Here is a 25888-nt window from a genome sequence, read left to right on the forward strand (position 1 = left end):
GACATCGCAATCATTCCGGCTGCGATCGCAAGTTGTCCCAAAACGTATTTCACACTTTTTCCCGTCCTTTCTGCACAAGCCTATTCGTTATATTCTCTAATGTTTTCACTGAATGATGTGCCGGTTGTTTTCAACCTTTCTTTGATTTAGAACGGCAGATCATCGTCCGAAATATCGATCGGCTGGCCGTCGTTTGCAAATGGATCGTCAGCGGATGCGGAAGAGGCAGCGCCTGGCCCAGCTGTGCCGACATGATTAGAAACAGATCCATCCTGCTCTTGCCCTGCACCATGCCGGGTTCCTTTTGGCTCAAGAAATTCAACTTGACGGGCGACCACCTCTGTCACGTAAACGCGGCGACCTTCGTTATTTTCATAGTTTCGCGTCTGCATTCTCCCTTCAATGCCAGCCAAACTGCCCTTTTTCAAATATTTGGCCGAGCTTTCGGCCGTACCCCGCCAGGCAATTACCGAAATAAAGTCTGCCTGTCGCTCACCATCCTGCCCAGAGAATGGCCGATTCACCGCCAACGTGAATTGAGCCACTGCAATTCCATTCGGCGTGTAGCGCAATTCTGGGGCCTTTGTCAGTCGTCCAACCAGTGTCACATGATTAATCATTTGAATCCTCTCCCTTGCCCTGTTTTTTTAAATGCTCAAATTCCCGATGCTTCTGTTCCAAAATCAGCTCAAACTCGCTGATGCCCTGCCGGATCTCCCGACGTTTTCCCTGATACTTCCTGGCAAATTGTCGATCAGTCATATGCATTTCTCCCTGATGAATGGCAATGAGTGTTTCCGTAATTGGATTCATGAGCTTCTCATCCTACAATTCACTGGTTTTCTGCGGACTTTTTTCTGACGAAATTTGCTCTGGTCAAACTGAAAAACCAATTTCCCCTCCCGGATCGTCAAAACTGCGTCAAAAGATTTGCCGGCTTTGCTTTTAAAGCCTTTCAGTTTGTGTGTTTTTCCACCAGAAAGCAGCGTTCTAATGATTGACGGATCCAAGTCTTTTGAGAGTAATTCTTTCGGCAGCGTAAACTTGCATCCGCTGACATAGCCCGCACAACCGTAGAAATTCCCTTTATCAAGAACTGGCTGGCCACAAAGCGGGCAGCGGCCCATCGACTGCGCGGTTATCAGCTCCTCCAGCTGCTCTGTGGATGCTCGCAGGGCTTTGGGGGCTTCGTCCAGTAAATACCGGATAAACCGCTCAATACCGCTGAGAAAGCGCTCCTGGGTCCCTTCATGAAGTCGGATTTTTTTCAGGTATGTCTCCCATTCAGCCGTAAAAGCAGGACTGGTAAGCTTGCTGCCGGAAAGCACATCGCAGAGCAGCATGCCCTTCTTCGTGACCGCTACCGTGCTCTTCCGAACCACAATGTAATTCTGCCGTTTAAGCGTTTCAATAATGCCGGATCGCGTTGCCTCTGTGCCGAGCCCTTCCGTCTCTGCCAACGTCTTGCGGGCCACTTCGTCGGCTACATCTAACGTGCGCCCTGCGGTTTTCATGAGCGTAATCAGCTGACCTTCCGTATAGGGCTTAGGCGCTGTGGTCACACCCTCTTTCTGCGCAAGCATCGCGGTTACTCCTTGTCCCTTGTTGACCGGGGGCAAGGGCCGATCCTTGTCCGGTTCGGATGAAAAAAGTACCTTCCAACCCGGATCCCGTTCGACTTTCCCTTGAGTTTTGAAGATGAGACCACCAGCGTTCGTCAGAACGATCGTTTCCTCAAAAACATGCGGTGGATAGAACATGGCGGCGGTATTTGCCAGGACGTCCTGGTAAATCGTGCGCTGCGTCGCTGGAAGTGCATCGAGATCCGCCGCAGATGGCAAGTTTCGAGTGGGAATGATCGCGTAATGCTCCTGGACTTTCTTCCCGTCCACGTAGCGTTTTTTTGCATTCATTTCAGGATGCTGCAGCTGCGCCCCGATCACCTGCAAATAGCCTGAAAGATTGGCTGCTAAATAGGCAAACTCACCATCCGTGATGAAGTTACAATCCGTCCGCGGATAGGACAGCAGCTTAGCTTCATAGAGTGCCTGCACCGCGGCCAGCGTACTTGCTGGCCCGATATGATAGATTTTATCAACCCGTGCCTGCAGGTCGCTCAGACTGTAAAGCCGCGGGGAAGCCTCTCGTTTTTCTTTTTTGGCTACCGATTGAACGGTTGCCGGCGTCGGTCGGCCGATTGCTAAACTGTGCTGGTCAAGCAGCGCTTCCGCCTTACCCGCAGAGGGAAAACGTTGATCCAGCTTTCCGGAATAACCCCCAGTATCCGTTTGAAAATCACCATGAATCTCCACAAAATTTTCCGGCTTGAAATTTTCAATCGCCCGCTGACGGGCGGCGATTATGGCTAAAGTCGGCGTCTGAACACGACCAACAGAGTAGGTGCCCTGCAAACCTTTTTGCCGGAGAAGCAGCGTAAATAGCCGGGTGGCGTTCAACCCCACGAGCCAGTCTGCAATTTGCCGGGACTGGGCCTCCCAATAACTGGATACAAATTCCGCACCGTCTTTCAGTTCTGCAAAACCACGGCGAATCTCATCCGTTTCGAGTGAGTTGATCCACAATCGCCGGATGGGCTTATCTGCATTTCCGGACTGGGCGATGATGGATCGGGCAATGTTTTCCCCCTCGCGATCACTGTCCGTAGCAACAATGATCGCGTCTGATCGATCCAGTAACCGTTTGACGATCGCAAACTGCTTCTGCTTGTCCGTCGGTACGCAAAAGCGGTAATGAGACGGCAACATAGGCAACGTGTTCAGCGACCATTTTTCCCAGGCTGGATCATAGACAGCTGGTTCGACGAGTTCCACTAAGTGCCCAAAGCCGTAGGTTAAAAAAACAGGTTCGTTAAAAAGGTCGTCGATGACTTCAAAGTAGCCGTCCTTACGCGAAGCGCGGTCGAACGCCGCTGCATAATGGCGTGCCTGATCTGGTTTTTCCGCTAAAATAGTGATCATGTGATCACCTCCTATCCTCGTTGTTTATCGTTTTAACTTCCCCGCCTTGACCTTTCTTTTCTGACTTTCGACCCAATGATAGCCCCGCGCATAAACCAGGCGTTCGGGATATTTAATCATTCCGGGTAGGCCATACTTACGGTGCACATCCGCCAGTTCAGCCGATGTCAGCTGGTAGGTGATGACTTCACCGCTCGCGGGTTCCTGACTGCATATCTGTTTTTTCCTGGCGAGCGTGTGCCTCGTCAGTGCCTGACCTTGTGCCATTGGCTATCCCTCGCTTTGGTCTTTGCCTGCCCTTCCGCTTCGCAGAAGGCCCACCAGATACTCTGCAAACCGCCGAGCCATCCGAAGGCCTCCAGCACACCTGCGCTAAAACGCTCACGCCGATACTGTGCCCAAGCTTGTCCGGTTAGACGGTCAAGTTCGGAGGCCACCACCTGCTCAAGTACCGCAGCCTGTTTGTGCTGCAAAGCAATCCACTCAGGTTTTTTCGCCTGTCTTGCGGCCACCGGCTGAAAAAGTTTATAAAGAGCCTGAGCCTCATGCGGCAGACTGTAGAGCAACTGCATCATGATTTCTGCCTGCACCGCAGTCATTTTTACCCGAATCCCAGAATCTGTTTGCCTCTTGCCGTTTCTGATTACCTGTGGTGCGCGATTGGGCGCTTTGCCGTGTATCATGACTTAATCCATCTCCCATACGGTCGTGGCTTTTTCCTGTAAAGGTCGAGTCATTCCTCGCTTTTTGTTGAGCCAATTCATAAAGTTGACCGCCTGCCCTAAGGCCTCGGAAAACGAGACGTCTTTTGCCAGGACGGTTATTTTCGAGCTGGCTTTGCGCCCCGGTGGGTAGTTCTCCCGCCAGGCACTCACACTCTCCAATCCTCCCGGTAAAGGAAAGCGTTCGATATACAGGAACGATCCCTTGCCGTATTGCTGTTCATAGAGCATGCCGTGCGCGTAGACGAGAAATCCTGATCGCCGAGCCTCCGCGTTCTCCAGATAGCGCCGCGTGAGATCCTCTCGATTTACGCGAAGGGCTTCTTTGAACGCAAAAGCGAGTTTTTGAGAAGAGAAAAACTGATAGCTTTTATTCTTCTGAATCATTTTGATGTTTTTTTGATACACCTGATCAATAAGAGCAGTATTCATAAACAAACCACTCCCTATTTTTTCTAAAAGTTACTAAGTTACTGAAGTTACCGATTTTCCCCTATTACCTCTATAAAAATTTATATAGAGGTATATAGGTTTTTTGGTAACTTTGGTAACTAAGTAACTCCTGTTTCTTTAAAAAGTTACTAAGTTACTGTTTTTCCCCTATTACCTCTAAAAATTTTATAGAGAGGTATATAGATTTTTTAGTAACTTTGGTAACTAAGTAACTGGAAAAGCTTAAAAGGTTGCACGAAATTAAGAGAACTGACTAACCTGGGCAGGCTCTTCATGGGCTAAGGTGATGCCGAAGAAGAACATCTTATTACCCGATCCCCGGCCCTTCACAAACCCACGCATCTCCATCTTGGTGTTAAACGCACGCTGTTTCATTTGAAATTCGCTGTTCTCTTCTGCCCAGCGGATGTACGCCTTGTGCAATACACCGGCCAGCACTTTGGCCGAATCACTAACCACGCAACAATCTGCGATGAAGTTGTGAAGTAAATCCATCTCTTCCTTGTAGTCGGCTGTGGCCTTTCGCACTTCGTTAGGTGCCTTTAAGCCATCTTTCTGCCATTTCAGACAACCTTCAATTGCCCAGTTCAGAATGCCCGGCAGCTCTTTTATCAGCTTGTCTGGTAGTTCTTTATCCACGTGTTCCGGACTGACCTTATGATCAAAAGGAATCAGCCGGATGCGTCGCCAAATACCGTCGTCGCTGCCCCGAACAATGGGCTTGTAGTTGGTGGCGAAAAAAATCTTAAATTCCGGCGTATACTCAAAGAACTCTTTTCTTAAAAACCGTGCTGTGACCGCCTCGCCACCGGTTAGTTGTTTGACTAACGCTTCAGACAGCTTTTTGCCCTCTTCTGATTCAGTCGCTGAAACAAATCGTGCACCGTTCAGACGGGCAATATCATTATTGATGGCGTTGCCGGTGTCGGCCTTAAACGTAAATGTTTCCGAATTGGTCTGCATGGCGTAATCGCCCAGCATGGCCTTAATAATATTAAGCAGCGTTGACTTCCCGTTATTGCCCTGGCCCCAAAGGAAGAAAATCACCTGTTCCCGCGTGTCACCGGTCAACGCGTACCCAATGGCGCGCTGCAGGAAATCAATCAAAGCCGTTTTCGGGGTTCCGTCTGCCGTGCATAAAATACTTTCTAAAAAAGCAATCCAGGTCGGGCATCGCGCCTGAGCGTCGTAACTGACATGGGTGTTCATTGTCATCAAGTAGCGCCGTTCCGGATTCAATAATTGCCCCGTGCGCAGATCCAATATGCCGTTCTGACAATTAAGCAGAAAATGATCGGTGTTTAGCTGCCGTTGACTGATGGGCAGCATGGCCTCCGCACGGTGGATGCTGTTAAGAAAGACATTGCTTTTCTCGCTTGTCTTCGCCCATTTAAACAGCTCCTGCCGGCGCGTATCATCATGTAATTCCGAAGCTTCTTTATACATTGCCCGAAACGTGCTGAGGGCCACACGTTCGATACGTTTCATTTTGTCTTCAATCCACGTATGCCCGTCCCACAGTAACCAGGCTTCAAATTCGACGCAGTACCGCAAGTTTGGGCCGTTAAAATGCACCAATCGCTCGGCATTACCGACTTCGGTCAGCTTAAAACTTTTGGTTGCTTCCTGATCCACAGCAGCAGTCTGTTTCTCTGGAGGCGATCCGGCATAGATTTTGCCGCTCGCCTGTTTATTCAGTGCACTGTCTATTGAGTGCGCGACTTCATCCGCCGGCAGTGCCGGGGAGAAAAAATAACGATTCATAAAGGTTGTGATCTGCCGAATCTGGTCGGCTGTATAACCAAGTTCCACCAGACGGCAAGCGTGCTTGTAAAGTGCATCATTGCGTCCGCCCTCAGTGATTGGCAACTCAAACGGCCGAGGCTGAGTGTTGACGCTGAATAGCCGGTAAAAATACACCGGTACTTCTGACAAAGGGTCTCTTTCGGTGCGCACCCAGGTTCTGTCCAGTGTTTGCACTGAAGGCAAAACGATTTGTCCACGATCAGCGGTCCGATAATCACCGGCACAACCACAGGCCATGAAAAGCTTAGTGCCTTGCTTGCGGATGGCTGCGGCGCTGTCCTTAAAAATAAACTGACAGCCATGCGGCGTTCGGATCGCATGAAATTTCAGGCCTTCTTCAGTCAAGGCGTGAAGAACCAGTTCGCCCTCATCTTTGTCATCAATATCAATGACAACATATCCGGCAGGGATGACCATTCCGGTCCATCCCTGCTGTTCCAGCCATTTTTGAGCGGCTTCGGGGCTGAGCCCAGGCTTTTGATGATTCGACCAGTCGCGCATGCAGGGCCTTTTTGCGGCCTGATAACGCGCACTGGGAGTCGGGGCCTTGTTCTGTCGCCTGTACCCCATTAGGCGAATGATTTTAATTGACGTTTGCGGAAACATTTCCGCGAGATTAACTCTTTCCACGGGCCCTATTCCTTTCTCTATAAAAGTCTGTTAAAAGAAAAGAAGCAGGCATCGTTTCCGGGATGGAAACCGAAAAATGGCCTCTTGATCGAGCCGGGTCGGTGATATAATTACCGGATTGTATTGTAATAACGCATTCAGCATTTTCTTAATCTGATCGCGTTCCTGCTCAGTAAAGGTTTCTGTTGCTGTTTCACACTTCTGTTTTGCTATCAAGCGATTAAGGGTTTCAACCGTCTCAGCCACTAGAGATTCTGCCGTCTTCAGATCATTGTCCACAATGGCAGTTTGAAAATGGCAGACCGTTTTGATTAAATGAGCTTTCAATTCATCCATGACTTTCAACTCCTCGCCTGGTAAATTTTTAAAGTGATAGACTACCTACAAATAGGCAAACCGATGGATCCTTAGTAATAGCTGTCATCTTTCCAGCTCATGTACGTACGTTGAAAATACCGGTCGGCCAAATCTCGTTCATCACTGCCGTTCGTGCGATTGGCAGTACCTAACAGGTCGTGACAAAAATTCCCGAGGATTTCAGCAGGCGTGCAGTGATAAAGCTTGGCAAAAGCCTTTAGCTTCTCAAATTCATCACGATCAATGTCAACGGACAGCTTCAACCCAATCCCTCCTAATTTATCTGGCTTGTTTCATCTGATGGAAATACCGCGACTTCATCTTCAGGGCAAAACGGGCAGCTCCCTGGCAGTGTTTGGCCACCATTTGTGTTTGAAAATCTGCAAAGAAAAGGAAAAGCTCTTCAGGCGTTTTCATGCCTCTCACCCCCTTTCAGCTGTGTACCGTTATCTGACCTCATGTAGGCCTCTAGATCAGATCTCCAAAATCTTATAAACCGACTACCAATACGTTTGTACGGTATTGCTTCCTGGCGAACGAGACTGTAAACATGACCTTTCTTCATACTTAAAAATTCTGCTGCTTCTTCCACTGTCAGCACTGATTTCCTATCTTTCGTTTTGCGACTTGGCACTGAATTCGCTTCCTTTCGATGATTGCTTATGCGGTTTACAATTAAGGCTAAAGCAATCTATATTTTTTATTAATTCTTTAATTCTAAGAAGTTATCATCAAAAAAATATGAAGTGGGTAACTCAAGAACCTTGCATATTTTTTCATATTCGTCAGTTTTGATAGCTTGCTGGTTAGTCATCATTCTCGAAAATTTGGAGTCATCAATAGATGCCCGCTCAGCAATAAAGCTAAATTTCAAGCCTCTATTCTCAATATATTGGCGGATGCGATTATTGATCTTCATTTTTAACACCTCTTTTTTTCTTAGTAATTAAGAACTTCATGTGAATAATATACTTCTTAAAATCTAAGATGTCAACATATAATTCTAATTATCTAAGAATATTTTCTTTAATATTAGGAATCAGGATATAATCTAAGAAACGAGGTGAAACGAATGTCTGTTCTATCAGAACGGCTGAAAGAAGCAAGAGAATGGAGCAATCTTAAACAAACACAAGTAAAAGAAAGAACGGGAATAAATAATAAAACCTTAAGCGGTTATGAGAATGGGGTAAGTGTACCCGATCCGGATACTCTATCCAGGCTTGCCGATCTATATGATGTATCTGTTGACTATCTTTATGGTCGCACTGACAAAAAACATTATCATGAATTCACTGAAAAAGATGAAAAAGATGTAGCCAAGCGTCTTGAAAAGGTAAAAAAGGATCTTGAAGATGCTGGAGATGGGGATGGATACATGCTACTCGGTGAGCCAATTAGTGAAGAAGCTAAGCAGTCGATCATCGAAGCGATGGAGTTTGCAATTCGGCAATCAAAAAGAATTAATAAAAAATACACTCCAAAGAAGTATCGCAAGGAGTGATTCTATTGAGTAGCCGAATAGACCAAATTGTTGCCGCTCATATCAAGAGATTTAAAACGAACGATCCTTTTAAAATTGCTGCGGCAAATAACATAATGGTGAAATTTTGGACTTTCAGTAACAACGAAGTTTTCGGCATCTACCGATATGAGCGCCGAAATCGTTTCGTATTTATCAACCGCAATCTTCCGATAAGCCAACAAATATTCACATGTGGCCATGAAGTTTTTCATGCGCTCTACCATACAAGAATGAATACACTGTTTTTAAGTAAAAATACCTTGTACCCTGTCGGTAGGTTTGAGCGTGAAGCCAGTGAATACTCCACGAAGTTGCTGCTTTATGGAATCTCAAAAAATAGTGATATGACCAAGGAGAGTGTTTGCAAAGAATACGGCATTCCTTATGAAATGCAACAATACATGTAAATGCCTGTACCCCAAGAACTGGATACTTGTTTATTAATCCGGTATTTTAATTATCAAAATGCAGAACATACGTTCTTTCAGAGAGGATGATCTTAAATGCAATGCGAAGCTCAATGGCTGAGTAAAGGCACTTATAAACTTATTATTTCACTCGGCAATGATGGTTCCGGACGTTATCCACGAAAAACCAAACAAATAGAGGGTATAAAAAATAAAGGACAACTTGAAGAGGCGAAAGCTGGTTTCATCTACGAAGTTTCTCATGGATTAATTGATGATCAAGGAGCGATGCTCTTTCGCGATCTCGTTAAAGATTGGTACACGAATCATCTTAATGATAAGTCACCAAGAACGATTGAAGGCTATGAGTCTAACTTACGCTTGCGAATCATTCCGACCTTTGGATTGATGCGCACTGACAAAATCGAAAAATATCACATCCGGCGATTTTTTGATAAGCTGCAGCAACCTGACTGCGAATTTAACAGCATTTTAATGAATCCGGATATCAAATCCAAAGATCGGACGGGTGATTATTTTACTTCGACAGATCAAAATGACTTTATTATAAAAAAGCAAAAATATAATTTGTCTGCAAAATCAATTGACAATCACAAGATTTGTATGAATAGTATCTTTTCATATGCAGTTTATAAAGGCTGGCGCAAAGACAGTCCTATGAAGGGTGTTAAAACACCAAAAATCAAGAAGATGCGGCCTGAAATTTACGACCGTAAAGACCTTGCGGCACTCTTTCAGGTCCTTGAGAGCGAGCCGCTATTGTGGAGAACTATCGTATGGTTTGCAATTGGTACGGGCGCGCGTGAAGGAGAAATTGCGGGCTTTGATCGACGATACATGAATCTTGATAAGGGCCTTGCCCTTATCTGTCAGGCAGCCATACGCGTGAAAAAACAAGGTGTAAAGATAAAATCAACAAAAAGTGGAAATGAACGCATAAATAATCTGCCATCCTTTGTGATCCAGTTGCTCGAGCTGTATGATGCAGCACATGAAGCGGACAAAGATGCAGCAGGCGATACCTGGATAAAAGAATGGAAAGGAGAGCCGTGTGACTTTCTTTTCACTCCAGACGGCTCCTTTGGCCGTCCAATGCGTCCTGAAAGCATCTCACAATGGTGGCGCCGGTTCTTGAAAAGAAAAAATTTAAAACATATCAAATTTCACGCGCTGCGGCATACCTCCGTTTCCCTGCTGATTGATGAGGGCGACAGCATGAAGGCCATCAGCGAGCGCGTAGGGCACGCAAAGATTGACACGACGATGGACATCTACGGTCAACTTTTCGAGACCGGTAATGAGCGATCAGCACGGCTGCTCGACAAAGCCATCAGCGAAATCAAAAAGGTCCCGATTAAAAAATAAAAATGACCATTTTTGCACCCGATTTGCACTTGACGCTTTTGCTGCTATCTAACCCACAACCAACACCGCTGATTTTTCCTATTATATCAATGTTTTTCTAATGGCCCTGGGGGGAATCGAACCCTCGACGCACGGTTTAGGAAACCGACGCTCTATCCACTGAGCTACAGAGCCAAAATCTTCAGCCGCTTTTTAGGCGACAATAAGTATTATACAAAAAAAACGACCCTTTGAACAGGGGAGCAGCCGGTTCATCTATAATACACCCAACAAAAAAACAAACAGCGCTGCAACAAGGCTGAATCGGCACAAATAAAAAGCAGCCCTTGTTTAGAGAGGACTGCTTCCGCATCAACGGCTATGGCCGAAGAATCACAGCTTCGTAACGTTTGCTGCCTGAGGTCCGCGGTTGCCTTCGACAATGTCGAAGCTAACTTCCTGACCCTCTTCAAGCGTCTTGAAACCGTCACCTTCGATTGCAGAATAGTGTACGAATACATCATTTCCGCCGTCGACTTCAATGAAACCGTAGCCTTTTTCTGCGTTAAACCACTTTACTTTACCACTCTGAGCCATAGTATAGCTGCCTCCCTAAAACCTTGCGCTGCCCGCGCTTGAAATAATACCATTCACCATCTAACAGTTGAATCAGAACATAAAAAGCAAACCCTTCCAGAAGTAAAAACTACTACACTTCAGGGAAGGGTCTTCATTCTTACATCCGAATCATATATTAAGTAGTAAAATGGTTTATTACAATATAGCACACTGAAGTATTTGTGTCAAACTTTCCGCAATTTTTGTAAACGGATACGTTATTGTTCTGACAGCATTCTTATCTCCAAGAGCCGGGTCTGCAGTCCGTCTTTAAGATCCTTCCTGCCCTTTTCAAACGCATGATCCCATGATAGACTTGAAACAATATACATGTTCTTATTTTCGGCCGTCTGAATTATGAGTAACGGCTATTTTTATTTTAGAAGGGCGATTGATTACACGATGAATGACAGCCAGAAATCCTCAAAACGTCTGATTACTATCGCGGGCATGGTCGGTATCGGCAAAACGACCTTCACAAAATCGCTGGCCGAGCGTCTCCATTATCGGACTTCTCTTGAAAAAGTCAGCGGCAATCCCTATCTCGAGTCCTTTTATAAGGATTTCAGCCGCTGGGTTTTCCATCTGCAAATTTATTTTCTCGGTGAACGTTTCAAAGAAACCAAAATCATTGACGCCTCACCGGACGGATTCGTCCAGGATCGCTCGATTTATGAAGATACAGGCATCTTTGCCCGGATGCATTATGAAAAGGGGACAATGTCCGAAGCAGATTACCGGACCTATACCAGTCTGTTCGACGCTATGGTGATGACCCCCTATTTTCATCATCCCGATCTGCTGATCTATCTTCACGGATCGCTGGACGCCACAATCCGCCGCATTAACCGCCGGGGACGTAATATGGAAAAAGAAACCCCTGTCACTTACTGGGAAGAGATGCATGACCGTTATGAACGATGGATCAGCCAATTTAACGCTTGCCCTGTATTGAAAGTTAATATAGATGACTATGATCTGCTGGACGACCCGAACTCTCTTGAACGGCTCATTCCTCTCATTGAGGATAAGCTGTCCGACAAAGTGGAGATCCGATAAATAAATCAGCCGTACGGTGCAAAAGCTTCTGTACCGTACGGCTGATTTATTTTTACTCATTTTTCCGGTTTGTTTCTTTCTGATCAGGCTTTTCTTTCCCCTCTTCTTGTTTTTCAGGTTTAACAGGATTCAGCGTAATACCCATATCTTCAATCATGCGGGTCAGCCTAGCTTCGGTATCAACCTTCTGGTGAAAAGGCATGGCATTTCCCTCCTCAGAAAAAGTTATAACTGCGGCAGTTTTTATTCTGCCGGTGTAATCTTGTCATGATTTCTCATATACGGACGGAGCGCTTCGGGGATGACGACGCTGCCGTCTTCCTGCTGGTAGTTCTCCAAAATCGCAGCGACCGTGCGTCCGACGGCAAGGCCCGATCCATTCAGTGTATGAACGTATTCCGGCTTCGCTTTTGGCGTGCGCCTGAAACGGATATTGGCGCGCCGTGCCTGGAAGTCTTCAAAATTGCTGCACGAGGAAATCTCGCGGTACGTGTTCTGGCTTGGGATCCAGACTTCAAGGTCATATTTCTTAGCCGCGGTGAATCCGAGATCCCCCGTACAAATGCTGACGACCCGGTAAGGAAGATTGAGCAACCGCAGTACTTCTTCAGCGTGACCCGTCAGTTTTTCCAATTCATCGTACGAATCTTCAGGCTTGACGAAGCGGACAAGTTCCACTTTATTAAATTGATGCTGGCGAATGATGCCGCGGGTGTCGCGGCCGGCAGACCCGGCTTCAGAACGGAAGCAGGCGCTGTACGCCGCGTAAGCAATTGGAAGCTGGTCTCCACTGAGAATTTCATCACGATAATAATTCGTTACCGGTACCTCAGCTGTAGGGATCAGGAAGTAATCCCGGTCATCGGCAATTTTAAAAGCATCTTCCTCAAACTTCGGCAACTGGCCTGTCCCTGTCATACTGTCTCGATTGACCATGTAAGGCGGCATAATAGTGGTATAGCCATGCTTTTCCTCATGGAGATCAAGCATGAAACTGATCAGGGCACGTTCCAGACGAACACCGAGTCCTTTGTAAAAGACAAAGCGGCTTCCGGTGACTTTGGCTGCCCGTTCGAAATCCAGAATATCCAGATTTGTCGCAATGTCCCAGTGCGGTTTCGGCTCATCGTCAAATTTTTTCGGTTCGCCCCAGAAACGGATCGGTTTATTATCATTTTCATCCGCACCGACCGGGACGCTCTCGTGAGGAATATTAGGGATTGACAACATCACCTGGCGCAGCTCATCCTCAATCTGATTCAGCTCGCCATCAAGTGTCTTAATGTTCGCGCTGACCTCGCGCATGGATTCGATCAAGTCCTGAGCATCCTCTTTTGCGCGCTTCTTTGCCGCCACGTTTGCCGAGACTTCATTTCGTTTCGCTTTCAGGACTTCGGTTTGACTGATCAGCCCGCGCCTTTTTTCATCAAGTTCCGGAAACCTTTTAAAATCGCTGAGATCTTCACCCCTTTTATTCAGTTTTCCCTTGATTTCATCATAATGATCCCGCAAAAATTTCATGTCAAGCATAATCATTGCCTCCAAATATCTCATAAATAAATAAAATCCCGTCCCTGAAAATAAGGGACGGGATTTAACCCGCGTTGCCACCCAAATTGCCGAAGATCCTTACAGAATCTGCCCGGCCGCTTTGCCATTGATAACGGATTTGATCCGTCTATGTCCGGAACCTGTCCGGTTTTTCTCTCAGGAATGGATTCACCGTATGTCCCTCACCGCTTCCCACCTGCCGCGGCTCTCTGCACAGAGACTTTACGACTACTGTTTTCCATCATCGAACCTACTATTCATTAACTAAAAATGTACAATAATCTTCATCAAAAAGCAAGCGGTCAAATACTTTCCTCAACAAGGTGAACAAAATAGCGGTGCAGGCTCAGATCGTCTGTTAGTTCCGGGTGAAAGGCACAGGTTAAAAACCGCCCCTGCCGGCAGGCCACAATATGATCTTCATAAGTCGATAGAATTTCCACCTCAGGACCGACGCTTTTAATATATGGAGCTCTGATAAAAACTCCGTCATAGTGATCACTGACATGTTTTATTGTCAGGTCTGCTTCAAAGCTGTCCACCTGGCGCCCGTACGCGTTGCGCTTCACATCGATATCGAGAATCCCGAGATGGGGACCTGTTCTTCCTTCAATTTTCTGAGCCATAAGAATCAGACCGGCGCACGTGCCAAAAACCGGTTTTCTTTCCGCAAAAGACTTGATCGCGTCGAATAACTCGTATTTGTCCATCAGCCGGCGCATGGTTGTGCTTTCACCGCCCGGAAGCACAAGTCCGTCAAGATCTTCCAGATCGTCTGTATGCTTCACTTCAGCCGCATCAGCTCCCGAAGCACGGAGTGATTTGACGTGTTCACTGACCGCGCCCTGGAGCGCGAGAACACCTATTTTTACTGTCATGATCTCACCTCCGCCTTATTTCCCGCGATCCTGCATTCGGTCAGCCGGCAGAAGTGTTCCTATATCGATACCTTTCATTGGATGACCAAGACCCTTTGAAAGTTCGGCAATGCGTTCATAGTCTTGGTAATAAGTTGTTGCTTCAACAATCGCGCGCGCAAATTTCGCCGGGTTTTCAGATTTGAAAATACCGGATCCGACAAAAACCCCGTCTGCACCGAGTTCCATCATCAAAGCGGCATCGGCAGGCGTCGCCACACCGCCAGCGGCGAAATTGACGACTGGCAGACGACCGGCTTCTTTGATCTGAAGCAATATTTCATACGGAGCGCCCAGCTCCTTGGCAAATACCATAATTTCATCCGGTGACATGCTCAGTACTTTGCGTACCTGACTGTTCACCAAACGCATATGCCGAACAGCTTCCACAATATTTCCAGTGCCCGGCTCTCCCTTGGTGCGGAGCATCGCCGCACCTTCGCCGATTCTCCTGGCCGCTTCGCCAAGATCCCGGCAACCACAGACAAAAGGTACGGTGAATGTTTTTTTATCTATATGATAAACGTCGTCAGCAGGCGTTAATACTTCACTTTCATCAATATAATCAACTTTCATGGACTCTAGTACGCGCGCCTCAACAATATGTCCGATACGCGCTTTTGCCATAACTGGAATGGTGACCGCATTCTGAACCTGCTCAACAATAGTCGGATCTGCCATTCTTGCGACACCACCGGCTTTTCTTATATCCGACGGCACCCTTTCAAGCGCCATGACAGCCGTAGCGCCGGCTTCTTCAGCAATTTTGGCCTGTTCAGCATTGACCACATCCATGATCACGCCGCCCTTTTGCATCTCGGCCATTCCTCTTTTTACAGTATCCGTACCCTTCTGAGCCACTTCTATCCCTCCAATTTTATCTCAATCCATATTCATGTATTATTGGAATAGCCTTAGTGTACAATAAATCTCAGTAAATAACTATTCTTTTAGGTATATTTATTTTTTTATAAGAAAACCGATCAATCGACTCGCTAATCTTGCAAGGTTTTCGACCCTTCGCGTCCGCATCTTGGGTGGTATGCTTAAAAGCAGGTGAATATGATCGGGCATCATGTGTCCCTCAAGGATTTCGACACCTTTGTATCGGCAAAGGTGTCGGATGATCTCCTGAATACTTGCCCGATATTGATTGTAGATGATTTTTCGTCTATACTTCGGTGTGAATACGATATGGTATTTGCACAACCACTTTGTATGGGCTAAACTGTTTGTTTGATTAGCCATTCTGCTCTTCCCTTCTTTTAGCAATATAGCCTGAACACCTATATTCTATCGAAGGGAAGATCTTTTTGTATAACGGTCTTGGTACTCCCCCCGCATAGCGGGGGGTTTTATGTTTCGCACGCTACGCGTACTCAACGGACTAAAGTCCATAACAAAACCCCGGAATGAGCATTCCGGGGTTTAAGATACTGCTTTATGAAATTATCTTTTCTTAGAATAATCCGGCAATCCAAGAGAAAATTCCGGCAAAAAATCCGCCGATCGCTTTGAACATGCCGATAAACCAGCCTACTCTGTCAACCTGTTCTGCTGCAACAACCGGAATCTGATTTTCATTTGGATTCAAATAGCCATAAACGCCATCCTTTTTAACGACCGTTGCATAACCCACTTTTTCACCTTTTTTGATCGGGGCTTCCAGCGTCCCGTCCTTGTTCAGTTTCGAGCTGTCCAGAGTCACCTTGAAACTTGCATTAACTTTCCCACCGTTCAGCGCCGTAACGACCACCGGCTGACCGAAGGCAAGTTTCACGCTTCCCTGCTTGCCGTTATTCACCGGAACGGCTTTTTGGCCCTGTACCAGCTGATTCTTTTTTGCAACCGTCTTCTCAGAGAACTGCTGATATCCATAATCAAATAATGTCCGCGTCTGTTCAAAACGCTGGCCGTCTGATGACGTTCCCATCACAACACTGATCAAACGATGACCGTTCCGGTTTACTGTGCCGGTGAAGCAATAGCCGGCCAGATCGGTATGTCCTGTTTTCAGACCGTCCACACCATCGTACTTGTAACTGTTCATATTGGCACCGAATCCGGGGAGCATGTAATTCCAGTTAACCATCTGTATCGGGGTAGTCACACCGGCTGTAAAATTCTTCAGCGGTATCTTTGAGATAGTCAACGCTTCAGGGTAATCTTTAATCACATGGTAAGCCAGTTTTGCAAGATCTCTCGCAGACAATTCATTTCTGCCATTTTTGTCGGCATATCCGCCATACGAAGCAAATTTTCCGAGATCGACGTTTTCAAGACCCGTACTGTTGATATAATGCGCACCGGTCATTCCGAACTTTTTGGCTGTCTGGTTCATCAGAACAACAAAGTTCTTTTCTGATCCACCCACTTTTTCAGCCAGAGCAATCGCCGCGCCGTTTGCCGAGTAAATGGCCATAGCTTCATACAGATCCCGTACTGTGTACTGATAATCTTTTCTGAGCGGCACATTGGAGAATCCTCTGTTCTGGGATATCTGATAAGCGTAGTCACTGATTGACACTTTAGTATCCCATGTCAGTCTCTTTGAATGGAGCGCCTGCATGACCAGATATTCTGTCATCATCTTGGTCATGCTTGCCGGCGGATAAACCTGATCCGCATTTTTTTCATACAGAATCTGCCCGCTGTTATAATCGACGAGTATCGCAGACTTTGCCTGTAGACCAAGCGTGTCTGCTGCCTCAGCTTTTGAAGCAAAAGATCCTTGAAAAGTAACTGTCAGAGCCAGTACAAAAGTAAGCCCCGTCACTGCAAAGAGCCGCAGCCTTTTTCTGAAATTCAACCCCTACACCCCCGAATAATTTACTGCGGCCGAAAGAAAAAAACAGCCGCAGACATAGAAAACCGAGGCGAAATGAATCGTCCCGTAAACAAAAAGACTGAAAAATATTGATTCTGGAAAGCCTGAGGCCAATTAATAATTATTTAATAGAATAGTTCGGCGCTTCTTTAGTAATCTGAACGTCATGGGGATGGCTCTCTAGTAATCCTGCATTAGTAATTCTTGTAAATTTTGCATTCTCGCGCAGATCCCTGATTGTCGCTGTTCCGCAATAGCCCATGCCGGACCGGAGACCACCGATCAGCTGGTAAATCGTGTCCGCGAGCTTACCTTTATAAGGTACCCGTCCTTCAATGCCCTCCGGAACCAGTTTCTTCTGATTTTCCTGGAAGTAACGATCCTTGCTGCCATGTTCCATCGCACTAACTGAACCCATGCCACGATAAACCTTGAACTGACGGCCCTGATAGATTTCTTTTTCTCCAGGTGTTTCATCAACTCCGGCAAGCAGTCCTCCAAGCATTACCGCGCTTCCGCCAGCTGCAAGGGCTTTGACAATATCTCCGGAGTACTTAATACCGCCATCAGCAATAATCGCTTTACCATGCTTGTCCGCTTCATTGGCACAGTCGTAGACTGCGGTGATCTGAGGAACCCCAACACCGGCAACAACACGGGTTGTGCAAATTGATCCGGGACCAATTCCGACTTTCACCACATCGACGCCGGCATCAATCAACGCCTTTGTACCTTCAGGTGTCGCCACGTTCCCGGCAATCAGATCGACACCGGAGAACCTGCTTCTGATTTCCGCAACTTTATCCAGAACACCTTTTGAATGGCCATGAGCTGTATCAATCACAATCGCGTCGGCACCGGCGTCAACCAGTTTTTCAACCCGGAGCAGAGCATCCGCGGTCACTCCGACAGCCGCAGCTACCAGCAGTCTGCCATGTTCATCCTTGGCCGAATTCGGAAATTCAACGACTTTTTCAATGTCCTTAGTTGTAATCAAACCTTTCAGCACACCATGATCATCAACAAGCGGCAGCTTTTCGATCCGGTTCCTGTTCAGAATCTCTTCAGCTTCCTTGAGGCTGGTTCCGACCGGAGCTGTGACCAGATTGTCCTTGGTCATCATATCGCCGATTTTTGCTGAATAATCTTTGACGAAACGCATGTCGCGATTCGTGAGAATACCGACAAGATGCTGTTCTTTATCGTTGTCTACGATAGGAACACCGGAAATTCTGTATTTATTCATCAGATGTTCCGCGTCAAAAATCTGGTCTCCCGGTGTCAGGAAAAAGGGATTGGTAATAACGCCGCTTTCAGATCGCTTCACCTTATCAACCTGTTCTGCCTGCTCCTCGATAGACATGTTCTTGTGAATAACGCCCATACCGCCCTGCCTGGCCATAGCGATTGCCATCAAGGCCTCCGTTACCGTGTCCATGCCTGCGCTGATAATCGGAATATTGAGCTTCAGACCGGCAGTCAGTGCGGTCTTAACGGATACGTCACGTGGCAGTACCTCTGAAGCCGCCGGAATCAACAATACATCGTCAAAAGTCAAAGATTCTTTCACAAACTTATCTTCTCTCAACGTTTTTTACCCTCCATTAAAGTTTGTTTATTCGATGATCCGAAAATTTTATTGATAGCGTAACAACTGGACACAGGGCTGTCAAGAAATCGAGCCAAAGTAACACTATTCTAAAAAAAGCCTTCTTTTTTGCCTGAATATTTGATTGGAAAATTCAAGGAATCCGGCAGTCATCCAGTACGTGTTATTTGTCCATTATAAACCGGTTCTTCAGTTTTGGAGAATGAATTGTTTTCCAATTTATAACTGATTTCATGCTTATTTTGTGGCAGCACGATTATAAATTCTGGTGATCTGTATCGCCCGGTTTGACGCCTGCGAAAAAATTTCATTATTTTCTAGTCGGATAACCGGTTTGGTTGGATTTTTCTCCGGAATAAATACGATTGTTCCCGTCAGATTATTTGAAAGGATTACGTCCATGCCAATGAAAAGAGTCATCAACTCATTGCAGAACTTGTCCAATAAATAGTTTGAAAGTTTTCCATAATATTTTTCCCGAATTCGATCCAGTACCTCGATCGGCCAGCGCGCTTCTGAAGACTTGGTGGCATTATGAAGAAAACAGTCACAGATTGCCAGAATCTTCCCAAAGAGACTGAGCCGGTCACCAGTCAGATGCAATGGAAATCCGCTTCCGTCCTCACGTTCATGGTGCTGAATCACAGCAAGCATCGTATCTTCTTTCAAAGTCGGAACGCTTTTAACCATTTTATAGCTGTCGAGAACATGTTTTTCATACAGTGCCCGCTCGCTACCCACATAATTTCCATCTTTATTCATCAGGGAAGGCGGCAGTTTGGCCATACCGCAGTCAGCAAGCATTCCGGCAAGTCCGATCTGATACACATCTCCCTGGGAAAAGTTCATTTTCTTTCCCAAAAAACCGGACAACAGGCCAAGTGTAATATTTCTGTCCGCACGGCTGCGGACCATCGTTTTTTTTAGCAAAAAATCTGTCATCCAGATCGGATCATTAAGGGATTCTTCTAAAATCGGCATCATTTCTTTTCGGAATTCGCCAATGTTCAGCGATGCGCCAGACTGCCAGTGCTCGAAAAAAATTTTATAAGCGTCCACTGCCTGCTGATAAACACTGTTAACAGGACCTGATTCCACTTCCAGACGTATTCCATGATCAGAATGTTCATCCGGGTGCACGGAGGGTTGGGCCTTGATCCGGTGTCCGTCAGCCCGGACTGACTCAATTTCAACTTCTTTGATCAGGAAAGCCTTCAAAAATGCGAGATGTGTTTCATTCAGTATCGTTCCCGATTTTATCAGCGGCCTGACCGCTTTGACGTGAACGTCTTTCTTCAGCACATATCCGGGTTTCAAAGACTGGACTGCAAGCTGCATCGTTTCTTCCCCTCACATTTCTCCGGTACAAATCAGATCAGTGTCACGATTCTTCATCATCACTATCTTCGTCATTGCTCTGAATTCGCGCAACAGCCGCTACACTGTCGCCTTCATCGACACGGATCAGCGTCACACCCATCGTGTTCCTTCCCAGTCTGGAAATTCCAGAAACAGGCATCCGGATAATCACTCCGTTTGCCGTAATGATCATCAGGTCTTCGTCTTCTTCAACTGTACGAAGCGCAATCAATTCGCCATTTTTCTCTGTGATATTGCAGGTTTTCAGCCCCTTGCCGCCACGCGTCTGCCGACGATATTCACTGCTTGGCGTCCGTTTACCGAAACCATTTTCCGTGACAATCAGGACATCGTCCGTGTCTCCGGCAATGCCCATTCCGACTACCTCATCATCCGCGTCCAGAGAGATAGCTTTGACACCCGCTGCTGTCCGCCCCATCGGCCGGACATCGTTTTCATCATAACGGATAGCCATTCCCTTTTTTGTGCCAACGATCAGATCTCTTTTCCCGTCAGTCAGACGGACAGCCATCAGTTCGTCTCCGTCACGTACAGTAATGGCAAACAGGCCGCCTTTTCTGATATTGGAAAAGTCAGTGAGAGGCGAACGTTTTGTGATTCCCTGCCTGGTCAGAAAAACAAGATAATGATCCTCATCAAATGATTCTACCGGGAAGAAAGCAGCAATAAATTCATCTTTTTCTATCTGGATCAGATTAATAATCGGCATACCCTTTGCCGTCCGGCCCAGTTCAGGAATTTCATAGCCCTTCAGCTGGAAGACCCGTCCCTTATTCGTGAAAAAGAGCACATGGTGATGTGTATTTGTCTGAAATAGATGTTCAACAAAATCGTCTTCATTGGTCCCCATGCCCTGAATACCGCGCCCACCGCGATTCTGGCTTCTGTAGGTATTCACAGGCATGCGTTTGACATATCCGTTATGAGAGACCGTAATCACGATATCCTCTTTTTCAATCAGGTCCTCGTCTTCAATCAGATCCAAGCCGACGGTAATTTCTGTCCGCCTCTTGTCATTATATTTTTCTTTTATCTCCCGAAGTTCTTCGCGGATAATGTGCAGTACTTTCTGCTCGTCGGCAAGAATTGCTTTCAGTTCCGCAATGCGTCTGACGAGTTCTTCATATTCCTGCTGGATTTTTTCCCGTTCGAGTCCCGTCAGCCTCTGCAGACGCATATCAAGAATCGCCTGAGCCTGTACTTCTGTCAGCGAGAAGTTTTCCATCAGTCCGCTGCGCGCGATATCCGTCGTTTTGGAATTGCGGATCAGGGTGATGACTTCATCCAGATGGTCAAGTGCGATGCGCAGTCCTTCCAGAATATGGGCCCTTGCTTCCGCCTTTTTAAGCTCGAACGCGGTGCGGCGCCGAATAACGGTTTCCTGATGAGCCAGGTAATAGTGAAGGCACTCTTTCAGGGTAAGTATTCTCGGGCGTCCATCAACGAGCGCCAGCTGGTTGATGCCGAAGCTCGTCTGAAGTCCGGTGTGTTTATATAAATTGTTGAGGAGCACGTTCGCATTTGCGTCCCTGCGGACATCGATAACCATGCGCATACCCCGGCGGTCCGACTCGTCACGCAGGTCGGTAATGCCATCCAGTTTCTTATCCTTTACCAGTTCGGCAATTTTTTCGATCAGCTTCGCTTTGTTGACTTGATAAGGAAGCTCTGTGACAACAATGCTTTGTTTCCCGTTTGCCTGTTCTTCAATCTCTACCCTGGCCCGGACGATAATTGATCCGCGGCCTGTCCGGTAGGCTCTCTTAATCCCTTCGCGGCCGAGAATCAGGCCGCCTGTCGGAAAATCAGGTCCAGGTATGTACTGCATCAGCTCATCAACACTGATCTCTGGATTTTTGCTCAAAGCAAGGACCGCATCAATCACTTCGCCCAGCTGATGTGGAGGGATATTGGTCGCCATTCCGACGGCAATGCCTGAGGCGCCATTGACCAGAAGGTTCGGAAAACGTGATGGCAACACTACCGGTTCCTGTTCTGAGCCATCATAATTATCTGTAAAATCTATGGTATCCTTGCGAATGTCACGAACCATTTCCATTGAAATTTTTGACATTCTAGCTTCGGTATAACGCATGGCAGCCGCCGGATCTCCGTCGACCGAACCAAAGTTTCCGTGTCCGTCAACCAGTTCATAACGGTAACTGAAATCCTGAGCCATGCGCACCATTGATTCGTAAACGGCCGAATCGCCATGCGGATGATATTTACCGATGACTTCACCGACAATTCGTGCCGATTTCTTATAGGCTTTGTCGGCGGTAATTCCAAGCTCATTCATCGCAAAAAGAATGCGACGATGCACAGGCTTCAGGCCGTCACGGACATCGGGAAGCGCCCGGCTGACTATGACACTCATTGCGTAGTCCAAAAAGGAATTACGCATTTCATGCCCGATATCGACCGGTTTGACTCTTGATTCATCTTGCTCTGCCATTTTTTTTCCTCCTTACGGAATAAAACTCATCATTCAAGGCCCAATTAATATCCCTGTTAACTCGATTCAGACATCAAGGTTCTGGACATAGTGGGCGTTTTCCTGAATAAAGTCACGCCGTGGTTCGACACGGTCGCCCATCAGCATTTCAAAAATCTGATCCGCCTCGATGGCGTCTTCCAGGTTAACGTTCAGTACCACGCGATTCCCTGGATCCATAGTTGTTTCCCAGAGCTGTTCAGGATTCATTTCCCCAAGACCCTTATAACGCTGAAGCGCGGGCTTAACATTAGCCGGAAGGCTGCCCTGAATTTTTTCAAGCTCTTTGTCATCGTAGGCATACTGCAGTGTTTTTCCATATTGCACCCGGTAAAGAGGGGGCTGCGCTATATAGACATATCCGTTCTCAAGGAGTGGACGCATAAATCTATAGAAAAACGTTAACAATAACGTCCGAATATGAGCTCCGTCCACATCAGCATCAGTCATGATGATGATCTTATGATATCTTGCTTTTTCCAGTTTGAACTCTTCACCGACGCCGGTGCCGAGAGCGGTAATCATAGCACGGATTTCAGCGTTCGAGAGAATTTTATCCAATCTCGCCTTCTCAACATTCAGGATCTTGCCACGCAGAGGCAGTATGGCCTGATACATTCTGTCGCGTCCCTGTTTGGCCGAACCGCCCGCCGAATCTCCTTCGACAATGTAAAGTTCAGAAATACTGGCATCCTTGGACGTACAATCAGCCAGCTTACCTGGCAGCGATGAGCTTTCAAGACTGCTCTTGCGTCGGGTGAGTTCACGCGCTTTTTTAGCCGCTGAGCGTGCCCGTGAGGCAATCGTTCCTTTTTCAACGATCAGCCTTGCTACATCAGGGTTTTCATAAAGAAATCTGGAAAACGATGCGGAAAACAGATTGTCGGTAATTGTCCGGACTTCCGGGTTTCCCAGTTTCGTTTTTGTCTGGCCTTCAAACTGGGGATCCGGATGCTTGACGGACACAATAGCCGTCAATCCTTCACGCACATCTTCCCCCGAAAGGTTCGGATCCGTATTCTTCATCAGTTGACTCTTCCGCGCATAATCGTTGATCACGCGGGTCAGGGCAACTTTAAAACCGTATTCATGGGTTCCGCCTTCGTGGGTGTGAATATTGTTGGCAAAAGAATAAAGCTGGCTGGCGAAACCATCGTTGTACTGCATCGCAATCTCGACTTTAATGCCGTCCTGTTCCCCTTCAAGATCAATCGGGGAATGAAGGACATCCTTCGAACGATTCAAAAACTCAACGTATTCACGAATTCCGCCCTCATAATGAAAGGACTCTTTTTTATCCTTCTCCCGCTTATCCTCGATTGAGATACGAATATTTTTATTAAGAAAAGCGAGTTCCCGTACGCGAACGCGCAGTGTCTCATAATCGAAATGCGTTGTTTCCCTGAAAATTTCCGGATCAGGTATGAAATGAGTGGTCGTTCCCGTACGGTCCGTGTCCCCAATCACTTTCAGATCCGCCGCCGGTTTTCCACGATGGTACTCTTGATAATAGATGTGTCCGTTTAAGTAAACTTTGACCCACATGGTTGTCGAAAGTGCGTTGACGACTGAAGCGCCGACACCGTGGAGACCGCCCGATACCTTATATCCGCCACCGCCGAATTTTCCACCGGCGTGAAGGACCGTCATAATGACTTCTACAGCTGGCCGGCCGACTTTTTTCTGGATATCAACCGGGATACCGCGGCCGTCATCCATAACGGTAATGCCGCCGTCGTTTTCAATGATGACCTGTATATGGTGAGCAAAACCGGCCAGTGCTTCATCAATTGAGTTGTCGACCACTTCCCAGACAAGATGATGCAGGCCCTTTTCCCCTGTTGTACCAATATACATACCCGGCCTTTTCCTGACCGCCTCCAGCCCTTCAAGCACTTGAATCTGGCTGGCATTATAAGACTGTTTTACTTCTTGTTGATCACTCATCATACCCCACCTAACTTGGTGTCATTCGACACAAAATGTCACTTTGAACCGACATACTTTGGAGATATAGCCCGCTTTTCTTCCCTGGACCGAAACAGCATACGCTTCGTCGCCAGCCTCATTCCTTCACTAATTCTACTTTCCCCTGCTGAATATGAAAAAGGGTTGCGTGGTCGAGTAAATGATGATCCAAGCCGTCCGTAGATGTTGTCGTGACAAACGTCTGCACTTTTTGTTTGAAAACGCCGAGCAGGTGCGTTTTTCTAATATCATCCAGTTCACTCAGTACATCATCCAGGAGAAGAAGCGGATATTCACCCACTTCATGGTGTATCAGTTCAATTTCAGCGAGTTTCACAGAAAGCGCTGCAGTTCTTTGCTGACCCTGTGAACCAAACAGTTGCACTTCCCGTTCATTTACGAAAAACTGAAGATCATCCCTATGCGGTCCGATCAGAGTCGTGCCTCTCTCAATCTCCCGTTGCCTCTGCCGGCTGAAAGCTATTTTATATACTTCTGCTATTTTTGACGGATCACTGCCATCTGATACCTCCCGCACAGAGGATTGATAGGCCAGCAGGAGGCTTTCTCTGCCCTGGCTGATTTCTGAATGGATCGGAGCGGCCCATTGATTGAGCATGGAAACAAACTTCAGTCTCCGATGAACAATTTCCGCAGCAAGCCCTATCAGTTTCTCCGTCAATATATCCAGAAGAGGCTCTAGATTGGCTGATCGGCGCGAAAAATCCCTCAACAGGGCATTTCTCTGCAGCAATACTTTCTGATAGTCGCCCAGAGTATGGATATAGACAGGTGCAATCTGGCCCAGTTCCATATCGGTAAACCGTCTCCGCAAGGCGGGACCGCCTTTGACTAGGCCCAGATCTTCTGGAGCAAACATCACCACGTTGCAGAGTCCTACGTAATCGCTGAGCCGGCGTTTTTCAAGATGGTTTGCTTTCGCTTTTTTTCCTTTTCTGGAAATAATTAGCTCCAGCGGAAGAGGGGTGCCGCGTCTTGATATTCTACCTTTTATTTTACCATAATCCTCATCCCATTTGATTAAATCTTTGTCGTGGGATGTCCGTGATGATTTTGCGATAGCAAGTACATAAATCGCCTCAAGCAAATTAGTTTTTCCCTGGGCATTCTCTCCCATAAAAACGTTGACAGAATCAGAAAAATCCAGAGATAACCGGTCATAATTTCTAAAATTCGTTAACTCGATTGACTCCAGTTTCAA

27 protein-coding genes, 1 tRNA gene, 1 pseudogene and 1 other annotated feature are annotated in these 25888 nt (G+C 46.8%); of the genes and pseudogenes, 4 read left to right on the plus strand and 25 right to left on the minus strand.

The features are described 5' to 3' along the window. Positions 1 to 146: 146 nt before the first annotated feature. The 12 genes from ssb to E4665_RS07150 form a co-directional block, all read right to left on the minus strand. Positions 147 to 620 carry a single-stranded DNA-binding protein gene (ssb, locus tag E4665_RS07100; protein ID WP_135348104.1) on the minus strand — a complete coding sequence of 158 codons (474 nt, stop codon included), beginning with the start codon at positions 618 to 620 and terminating at the stop codon, positions 147 to 149. Beyond that, entirely contained in the window at positions 613 to 813 is a 201-nt protein-coding gene (locus tag E4665_RS07105; RefSeq protein WP_135348105.1) for a hypothetical protein, read from the minus strand. The genes ssb and E4665_RS07105 overlap by 8 nt, the downstream gene beginning before the upstream one ends. Beyond that, positions 810 to 2978, minus strand: a complete 2169-nt coding sequence (locus E4665_RS07110; protein WP_135348106.1) for a type IA DNA topoisomerase — start codon at positions 2976 to 2978, stop codon at positions 810 to 812. The genes E4665_RS07105 and E4665_RS07110 overlap by 4 nt, the downstream gene beginning before the upstream one ends. A gap of 24 nt (positions 2979 to 3002) precedes the next feature. Further along, positions 3003 to 3245, minus strand: a complete 243-nt coding sequence (locus tag E4665_RS07115; RefSeq protein ID WP_135348107.1) for a hypothetical protein — start codon at positions 3243 to 3245, stop codon at positions 3003 to 3005. Beyond that, a complete protein-coding gene (locus E4665_RS07120) occupies positions 3224 to 3661 on the minus strand; it encodes a hypothetical protein (protein ID WP_135348108.1) in 438 nt (145 codons plus the stop codon). Before E4665_RS07120 ends, E4665_RS07115 begins: the two co-directional genes overlap by 22 nt. A gap of 3 nt (positions 3662 to 3664) precedes the next feature. Further along, positions 3665 to 4132: a hypothetical protein gene (locus tag E4665_RS07125; protein WP_135348109.1), complete on the minus strand. Its 468-nt coding sequence runs from the start codon at positions 4130 to 4132 to the stop codon at positions 3665 to 3667. A gap of 261 nt (positions 4133 to 4393) precedes the next feature. Further along, positions 4394 to 6565: a phage/plasmid primase, P4 family gene (locus tag E4665_RS07130; RefSeq protein ID WP_338325999.1), complete on the minus strand. Its 2172-nt coding sequence runs from the start codon at positions 6563 to 6565 to the stop codon at positions 4394 to 4396. Positions 6566 to 6619: 54 nt separating this feature from the next. Further along, positions 6620 to 6925: a hypothetical protein gene (locus E4665_RS07135; RefSeq protein ID WP_135348111.1), complete on the minus strand. Its 306-nt coding sequence runs from the start codon at positions 6923 to 6925 to the stop codon at positions 6620 to 6622. Positions 6926 to 6996: 71 nt separating this feature from the next. After that, positions 6997 to 7209 (minus strand): hypothetical protein, encoded by a 213-nt coding sequence (locus E4665_RS07140; protein WP_135348112.1) that lies wholly within the window; start codon positions 7207 to 7209, stop codon positions 6997 to 6999. A gap of 16 nt (positions 7210 to 7225) precedes the next feature. Then, positions 7226 to 7363 carry a hypothetical protein gene (locus tag E4665_RS18105; protein WP_167815144.1) on the minus strand — a complete coding sequence of 46 codons (138 nt, stop codon included), beginning with the start codon at positions 7361 to 7363 and terminating at the stop codon, positions 7226 to 7228. Further along, positions 7350 to 7580: a helix-turn-helix domain-containing protein gene (locus E4665_RS18815; RefSeq protein WP_135348113.1), complete on the minus strand. Its 231-nt coding sequence runs from the start codon at positions 7578 to 7580 to the stop codon at positions 7350 to 7352. Before E4665_RS18815 ends, E4665_RS18105 begins: the two co-directional genes overlap by 14 nt. 69 nt (positions 7581 to 7649) lie before the next feature. Continuing rightward, entirely contained in the window at positions 7650 to 7865 is a 216-nt protein-coding gene (locus tag E4665_RS07150; protein ID WP_135348114.1) for a helix-turn-helix domain-containing protein, read from the minus strand. A gap of 153 nt (positions 7866 to 8018) precedes the next feature. On the opposite strand from E4665_RS07150, the gene E4665_RS07155 reads away from it, so the two are divergent. The 3 genes from E4665_RS07155 (at position 8019) to E4665_RS07165 (ending at position 10264) form a co-directional block, all read left to right on the plus strand. Beyond that, positions 8019 to 8450, plus strand: a complete 432-nt coding sequence (locus E4665_RS07155) for a helix-turn-helix domain-containing protein (RefSeq protein ID WP_135348115.1) — start codon at positions 8019 to 8021, stop codon at positions 8448 to 8450. A gap of 5 nt (positions 8451 to 8455) precedes the next feature. Continuing rightward, positions 8456 to 8878, plus strand: coding sequence for an ImmA/IrrE family metallo-endopeptidase (locus E4665_RS07160; protein ID WP_135348116.1), 423 nt, complete (start codon positions 8456 to 8458; stop codon positions 8876 to 8878). Between the two features lie 96 nt (positions 8879 to 8974). Next, on the plus strand, positions 8975 to 10264 hold the full coding sequence (locus E4665_RS07165; protein WP_135348117.1) for a site-specific integrase: 1290 nt from the start codon (positions 8975 to 8977) through the stop codon (positions 10262 to 10264). A gap of 101 nt (positions 10265 to 10365) precedes the next feature. Here the strand turns inward: E4665_RS07165 and E4665_RS07170 are convergent. Both E4665_RS07170 and cspD read right to left on the minus strand, forming a co-directional pair. Beyond that, a tRNA-Arg gene (locus tag E4665_RS07170) sits at positions 10366 to 10438 on the minus strand. Positions 10439 to 10636: 198 nt separating this feature from the next. After that, positions 10637 to 10840 (minus strand): cold-shock protein CspD, encoded by a 204-nt coding sequence (cspD, locus tag E4665_RS07175; protein ID WP_135348118.1) that lies wholly within the window; start codon positions 10838 to 10840, stop codon positions 10637 to 10639. 423 nt (positions 10841 to 11263) lie between these two features. Here cspD and E4665_RS07180 point away from each other — a divergent pair, with 423 nt between their 5' ends. Continuing rightward, positions 11264 to 11920: a deoxynucleoside kinase gene (locus E4665_RS07180; RefSeq protein ID WP_135348220.1), complete on the plus strand. Its 657-nt coding sequence runs from the start codon at positions 11264 to 11266 to the stop codon at positions 11918 to 11920. A gap of 52 nt (positions 11921 to 11972) precedes the next feature. On the opposite strand, the gene E4665_RS18110 is transcribed toward E4665_RS07180, so the two are convergent. The 11 genes and pseudogenes from E4665_RS18110 to recF form a co-directional block, all read right to left on the minus strand. Further along, positions 11973 to 12122, minus strand: coding sequence for a hypothetical protein (locus E4665_RS18110; RefSeq protein ID WP_167815145.1), 150 nt, complete (start codon positions 12120 to 12122; stop codon positions 11973 to 11975). A 41-nt stretch (positions 12123 to 12163) separates the two neighbouring features. Beyond that, positions 12164 to 13450 (minus strand): serine--tRNA ligase, encoded by a 1287-nt coding sequence (serS, locus tag E4665_RS07185; protein ID WP_135348119.1) that lies wholly within the window; start codon positions 13448 to 13450, stop codon positions 12164 to 12166. Between the two features lie 50 nt (positions 13451 to 13500). Further along, positions 13501 to 13725: a binding site (T-box leader), on the minus strand. A gap of 48 nt (positions 13726 to 13773) precedes the next feature. Beyond that, positions 13774 to 14349 carry a pyridoxal 5'-phosphate synthase glutaminase subunit PdxT gene (pdxT, locus tag E4665_RS07190; protein WP_135348120.1) on the minus strand — a complete coding sequence of 192 codons (576 nt, stop codon included), beginning with the start codon at positions 14347 to 14349 and terminating at the stop codon, positions 13774 to 13776. A gap of 15 nt (positions 14350 to 14364) precedes the next feature. After that, on the minus strand, positions 14365 to 15249 hold the full coding sequence (gene pdxS / locus E4665_RS07195) for a pyridoxal 5'-phosphate synthase lyase subunit PdxS (protein WP_135348121.1): 885 nt from the start codon (positions 15247 to 15249) through the stop codon (positions 14365 to 14367). A 114-nt stretch (positions 15250 to 15363) separates the two neighbouring features. Further along, a pseudogene (gene tnpA, locus E4665_RS07200) lies at positions 15364 to 15636 on the minus strand (IS200/IS605 family transposase); the annotation flags it as partial. Between the two features lie 211 nt (positions 15637 to 15847). Next, positions 15848 to 17197 carry a serine hydrolase gene (locus E4665_RS07205; RefSeq protein WP_135348122.1) on the minus strand — a complete coding sequence of 450 codons (1350 nt, stop codon included), beginning with the start codon at positions 17195 to 17197 and terminating at the stop codon, positions 15848 to 15850. Between the two features lie 139 nt (positions 17198 to 17336). Beyond that, entirely contained in the window at positions 17337 to 18803 is a 1467-nt protein-coding gene (guaB, locus tag E4665_RS07210; RefSeq protein WP_135348123.1) for an IMP dehydrogenase, read from the minus strand. Positions 18804 to 19061: 258 nt separating this feature from the next. Further along, on the minus strand, positions 19062 to 20162 hold the full coding sequence (locus tag E4665_RS07215) for an HD-GYP domain-containing protein (RefSeq protein WP_135348124.1): 1101 nt from the start codon (positions 20160 to 20162) through the stop codon (positions 19062 to 19064). Between the two features lie 43 nt (positions 20163 to 20205). After that, a complete protein-coding gene (gyrA, locus tag E4665_RS07220; protein WP_135348125.1) occupies positions 20206 to 22659 on the minus strand; it encodes a DNA gyrase subunit A in 2454 nt (817 codons plus the stop codon). Positions 22660 to 22725: 66 nt separating this feature from the next. Continuing rightward, positions 22726 to 24645, minus strand: coding sequence for a DNA topoisomerase (ATP-hydrolyzing) subunit B (gene gyrB, locus E4665_RS07225; RefSeq protein ID WP_135348126.1), 1920 nt, complete (start codon positions 24643 to 24645; stop codon positions 22726 to 22728). 118 nt (positions 24646 to 24763) lie between these two features. Continuing rightward, the gene (recF, locus tag E4665_RS07230) at positions 24764 to 25888 is read right to left on the minus strand and encodes a DNA replication/repair protein RecF (RefSeq protein WP_135348127.1); all 1125 of its coding nucleotides are present in this window, start codon (positions 25886 to 25888) and stop codon (positions 24764 to 24766) included.

Source organism: Sporolactobacillus shoreae, assembly GCF_004684935.1.
GTDB lineage: Bacteria > Bacillota > Bacilli > Bacillales > Sporolactobacillaceae > Sporolactobacillus > Sporolactobacillus shoreae.

Bases quoted from the DNA above. Each gene is read 5' to 3' on its own strand.
- ssb (WP_135348104.1), bottom strand. From the start codon at position 620: ATGATTAATCATGTGACACTGGTTGGACGACTGACAAAGGCCCCAGAA.
- E4665_RS07105 (WP_135348105.1), bottom strand. From the start codon at position 813: ATGAATCCAATTACGGAAACACTCATTGCCATTCATCAGGGAGAAATG.
- E4665_RS07110 (WP_135348106.1), bottom strand. From the start codon at position 2,978: ATGATCACTATTTTAGCGGAAAAACCAGATCAGGCACGCCATTATGCA.
- E4665_RS07115 (WP_135348107.1), bottom strand. From the start codon at position 3,245: ATGGCACAAGGTCAGGCACTGACGAGGCACACGCTCGCCAGGAAAAAA.
- E4665_RS07120 (WP_135348108.1), bottom strand. From the start codon at position 3,661: ATGATACACGGCAAAGCGCCCAATCGCGCACCACAGGTAATCAGAAAC.
- E4665_RS07125 (WP_135348109.1), bottom strand. From the start codon at position 4,132: ATGAATACTGCTCTTATTGATCAGGTGTATCAAAAAAACATCAAAATG.
- E4665_RS07130 (WP_338325999.1), bottom strand. From the start codon at position 6,565: ATGTTTCCGCAAACGTCAATTAAAATCATTCGCCTAATGGGGTACAGG.
- E4665_RS07135 (WP_135348111.1), bottom strand. From the start codon at position 6,925: ATGGATGAATTGAAAGCTCATTTAATCAAAACGGTCTGCCATTTTCAA.
- E4665_RS18105 (WP_167815144.1), bottom strand. From the start codon at position 7,363: ATGAAAACGCCTGAAGAGCTTTTCCTTTTCTTTGCAGATTTTCAAACA.
- E4665_RS07150 (WP_135348114.1), bottom strand. From the start codon at position 7,865: ATGAAGATCAATAATCGCATCCGCCAATATATTGAGAATAGAGGCTTG.
- E4665_RS07155 (WP_135348115.1), top strand. From the start codon at position 8,019: ATGTCTGTTCTATCAGAACGGCTGAAAGAAGCAAGAGAATGGAGCAAT.
- E4665_RS07165 (WP_135348117.1), top strand. From the start codon at position 8,975: ATGCAATGCGAAGCTCAATGGCTGAGTAAAGGCACTTATAAACTTATT.
- cspD (WP_135348118.1), bottom strand. From the start codon at position 10,840: ATGGCTCAGAGTGGTAAAGTAAAGTGGTTTAACGCAGAAAAAGGCTAC.
- E4665_RS07180 (WP_135348220.1), top strand. From the start codon at position 11,264: ATGAATGACAGCCAGAAATCCTCAAAACGTCTGATTACTATCGCGGGC.
- E4665_RS18110 (WP_167815145.1), bottom strand. From the start codon at position 12,122: ATGCCTTTTCACCAGAAGGTTGATACCGAAGCTAGGCTGACCCGCATG.
- serS (WP_135348119.1), bottom strand. From the start codon at position 13,450: ATGCTTGACATGAAATTTTTGCGGGATCATTATGATGAAATCAAGGGA.
- pdxT (WP_135348120.1), bottom strand. From the start codon at position 14,349: ATGACAGTAAAAATAGGTGTTCTCGCGCTCCAGGGCGCGGTCAGTGAA.
- E4665_RS07215 (WP_135348124.1), bottom strand. From the start codon at position 20,162: ATGCAGCTTGCAGTCCAGTCTTTGAAACCCGGATATGTGCTGAAGAAA.
- gyrA (WP_135348125.1), bottom strand. From the start codon at position 22,659: ATGGCAGAGCAAGATGAATCAAGAGTCAAACCGGTCGATATCGGGCAT.
- gyrB (WP_135348126.1), bottom strand. From the start codon at position 24,645: ATGAGTGATCAACAAGAAGTAAAACAGTCTTATAATGCCAGCCAGATT.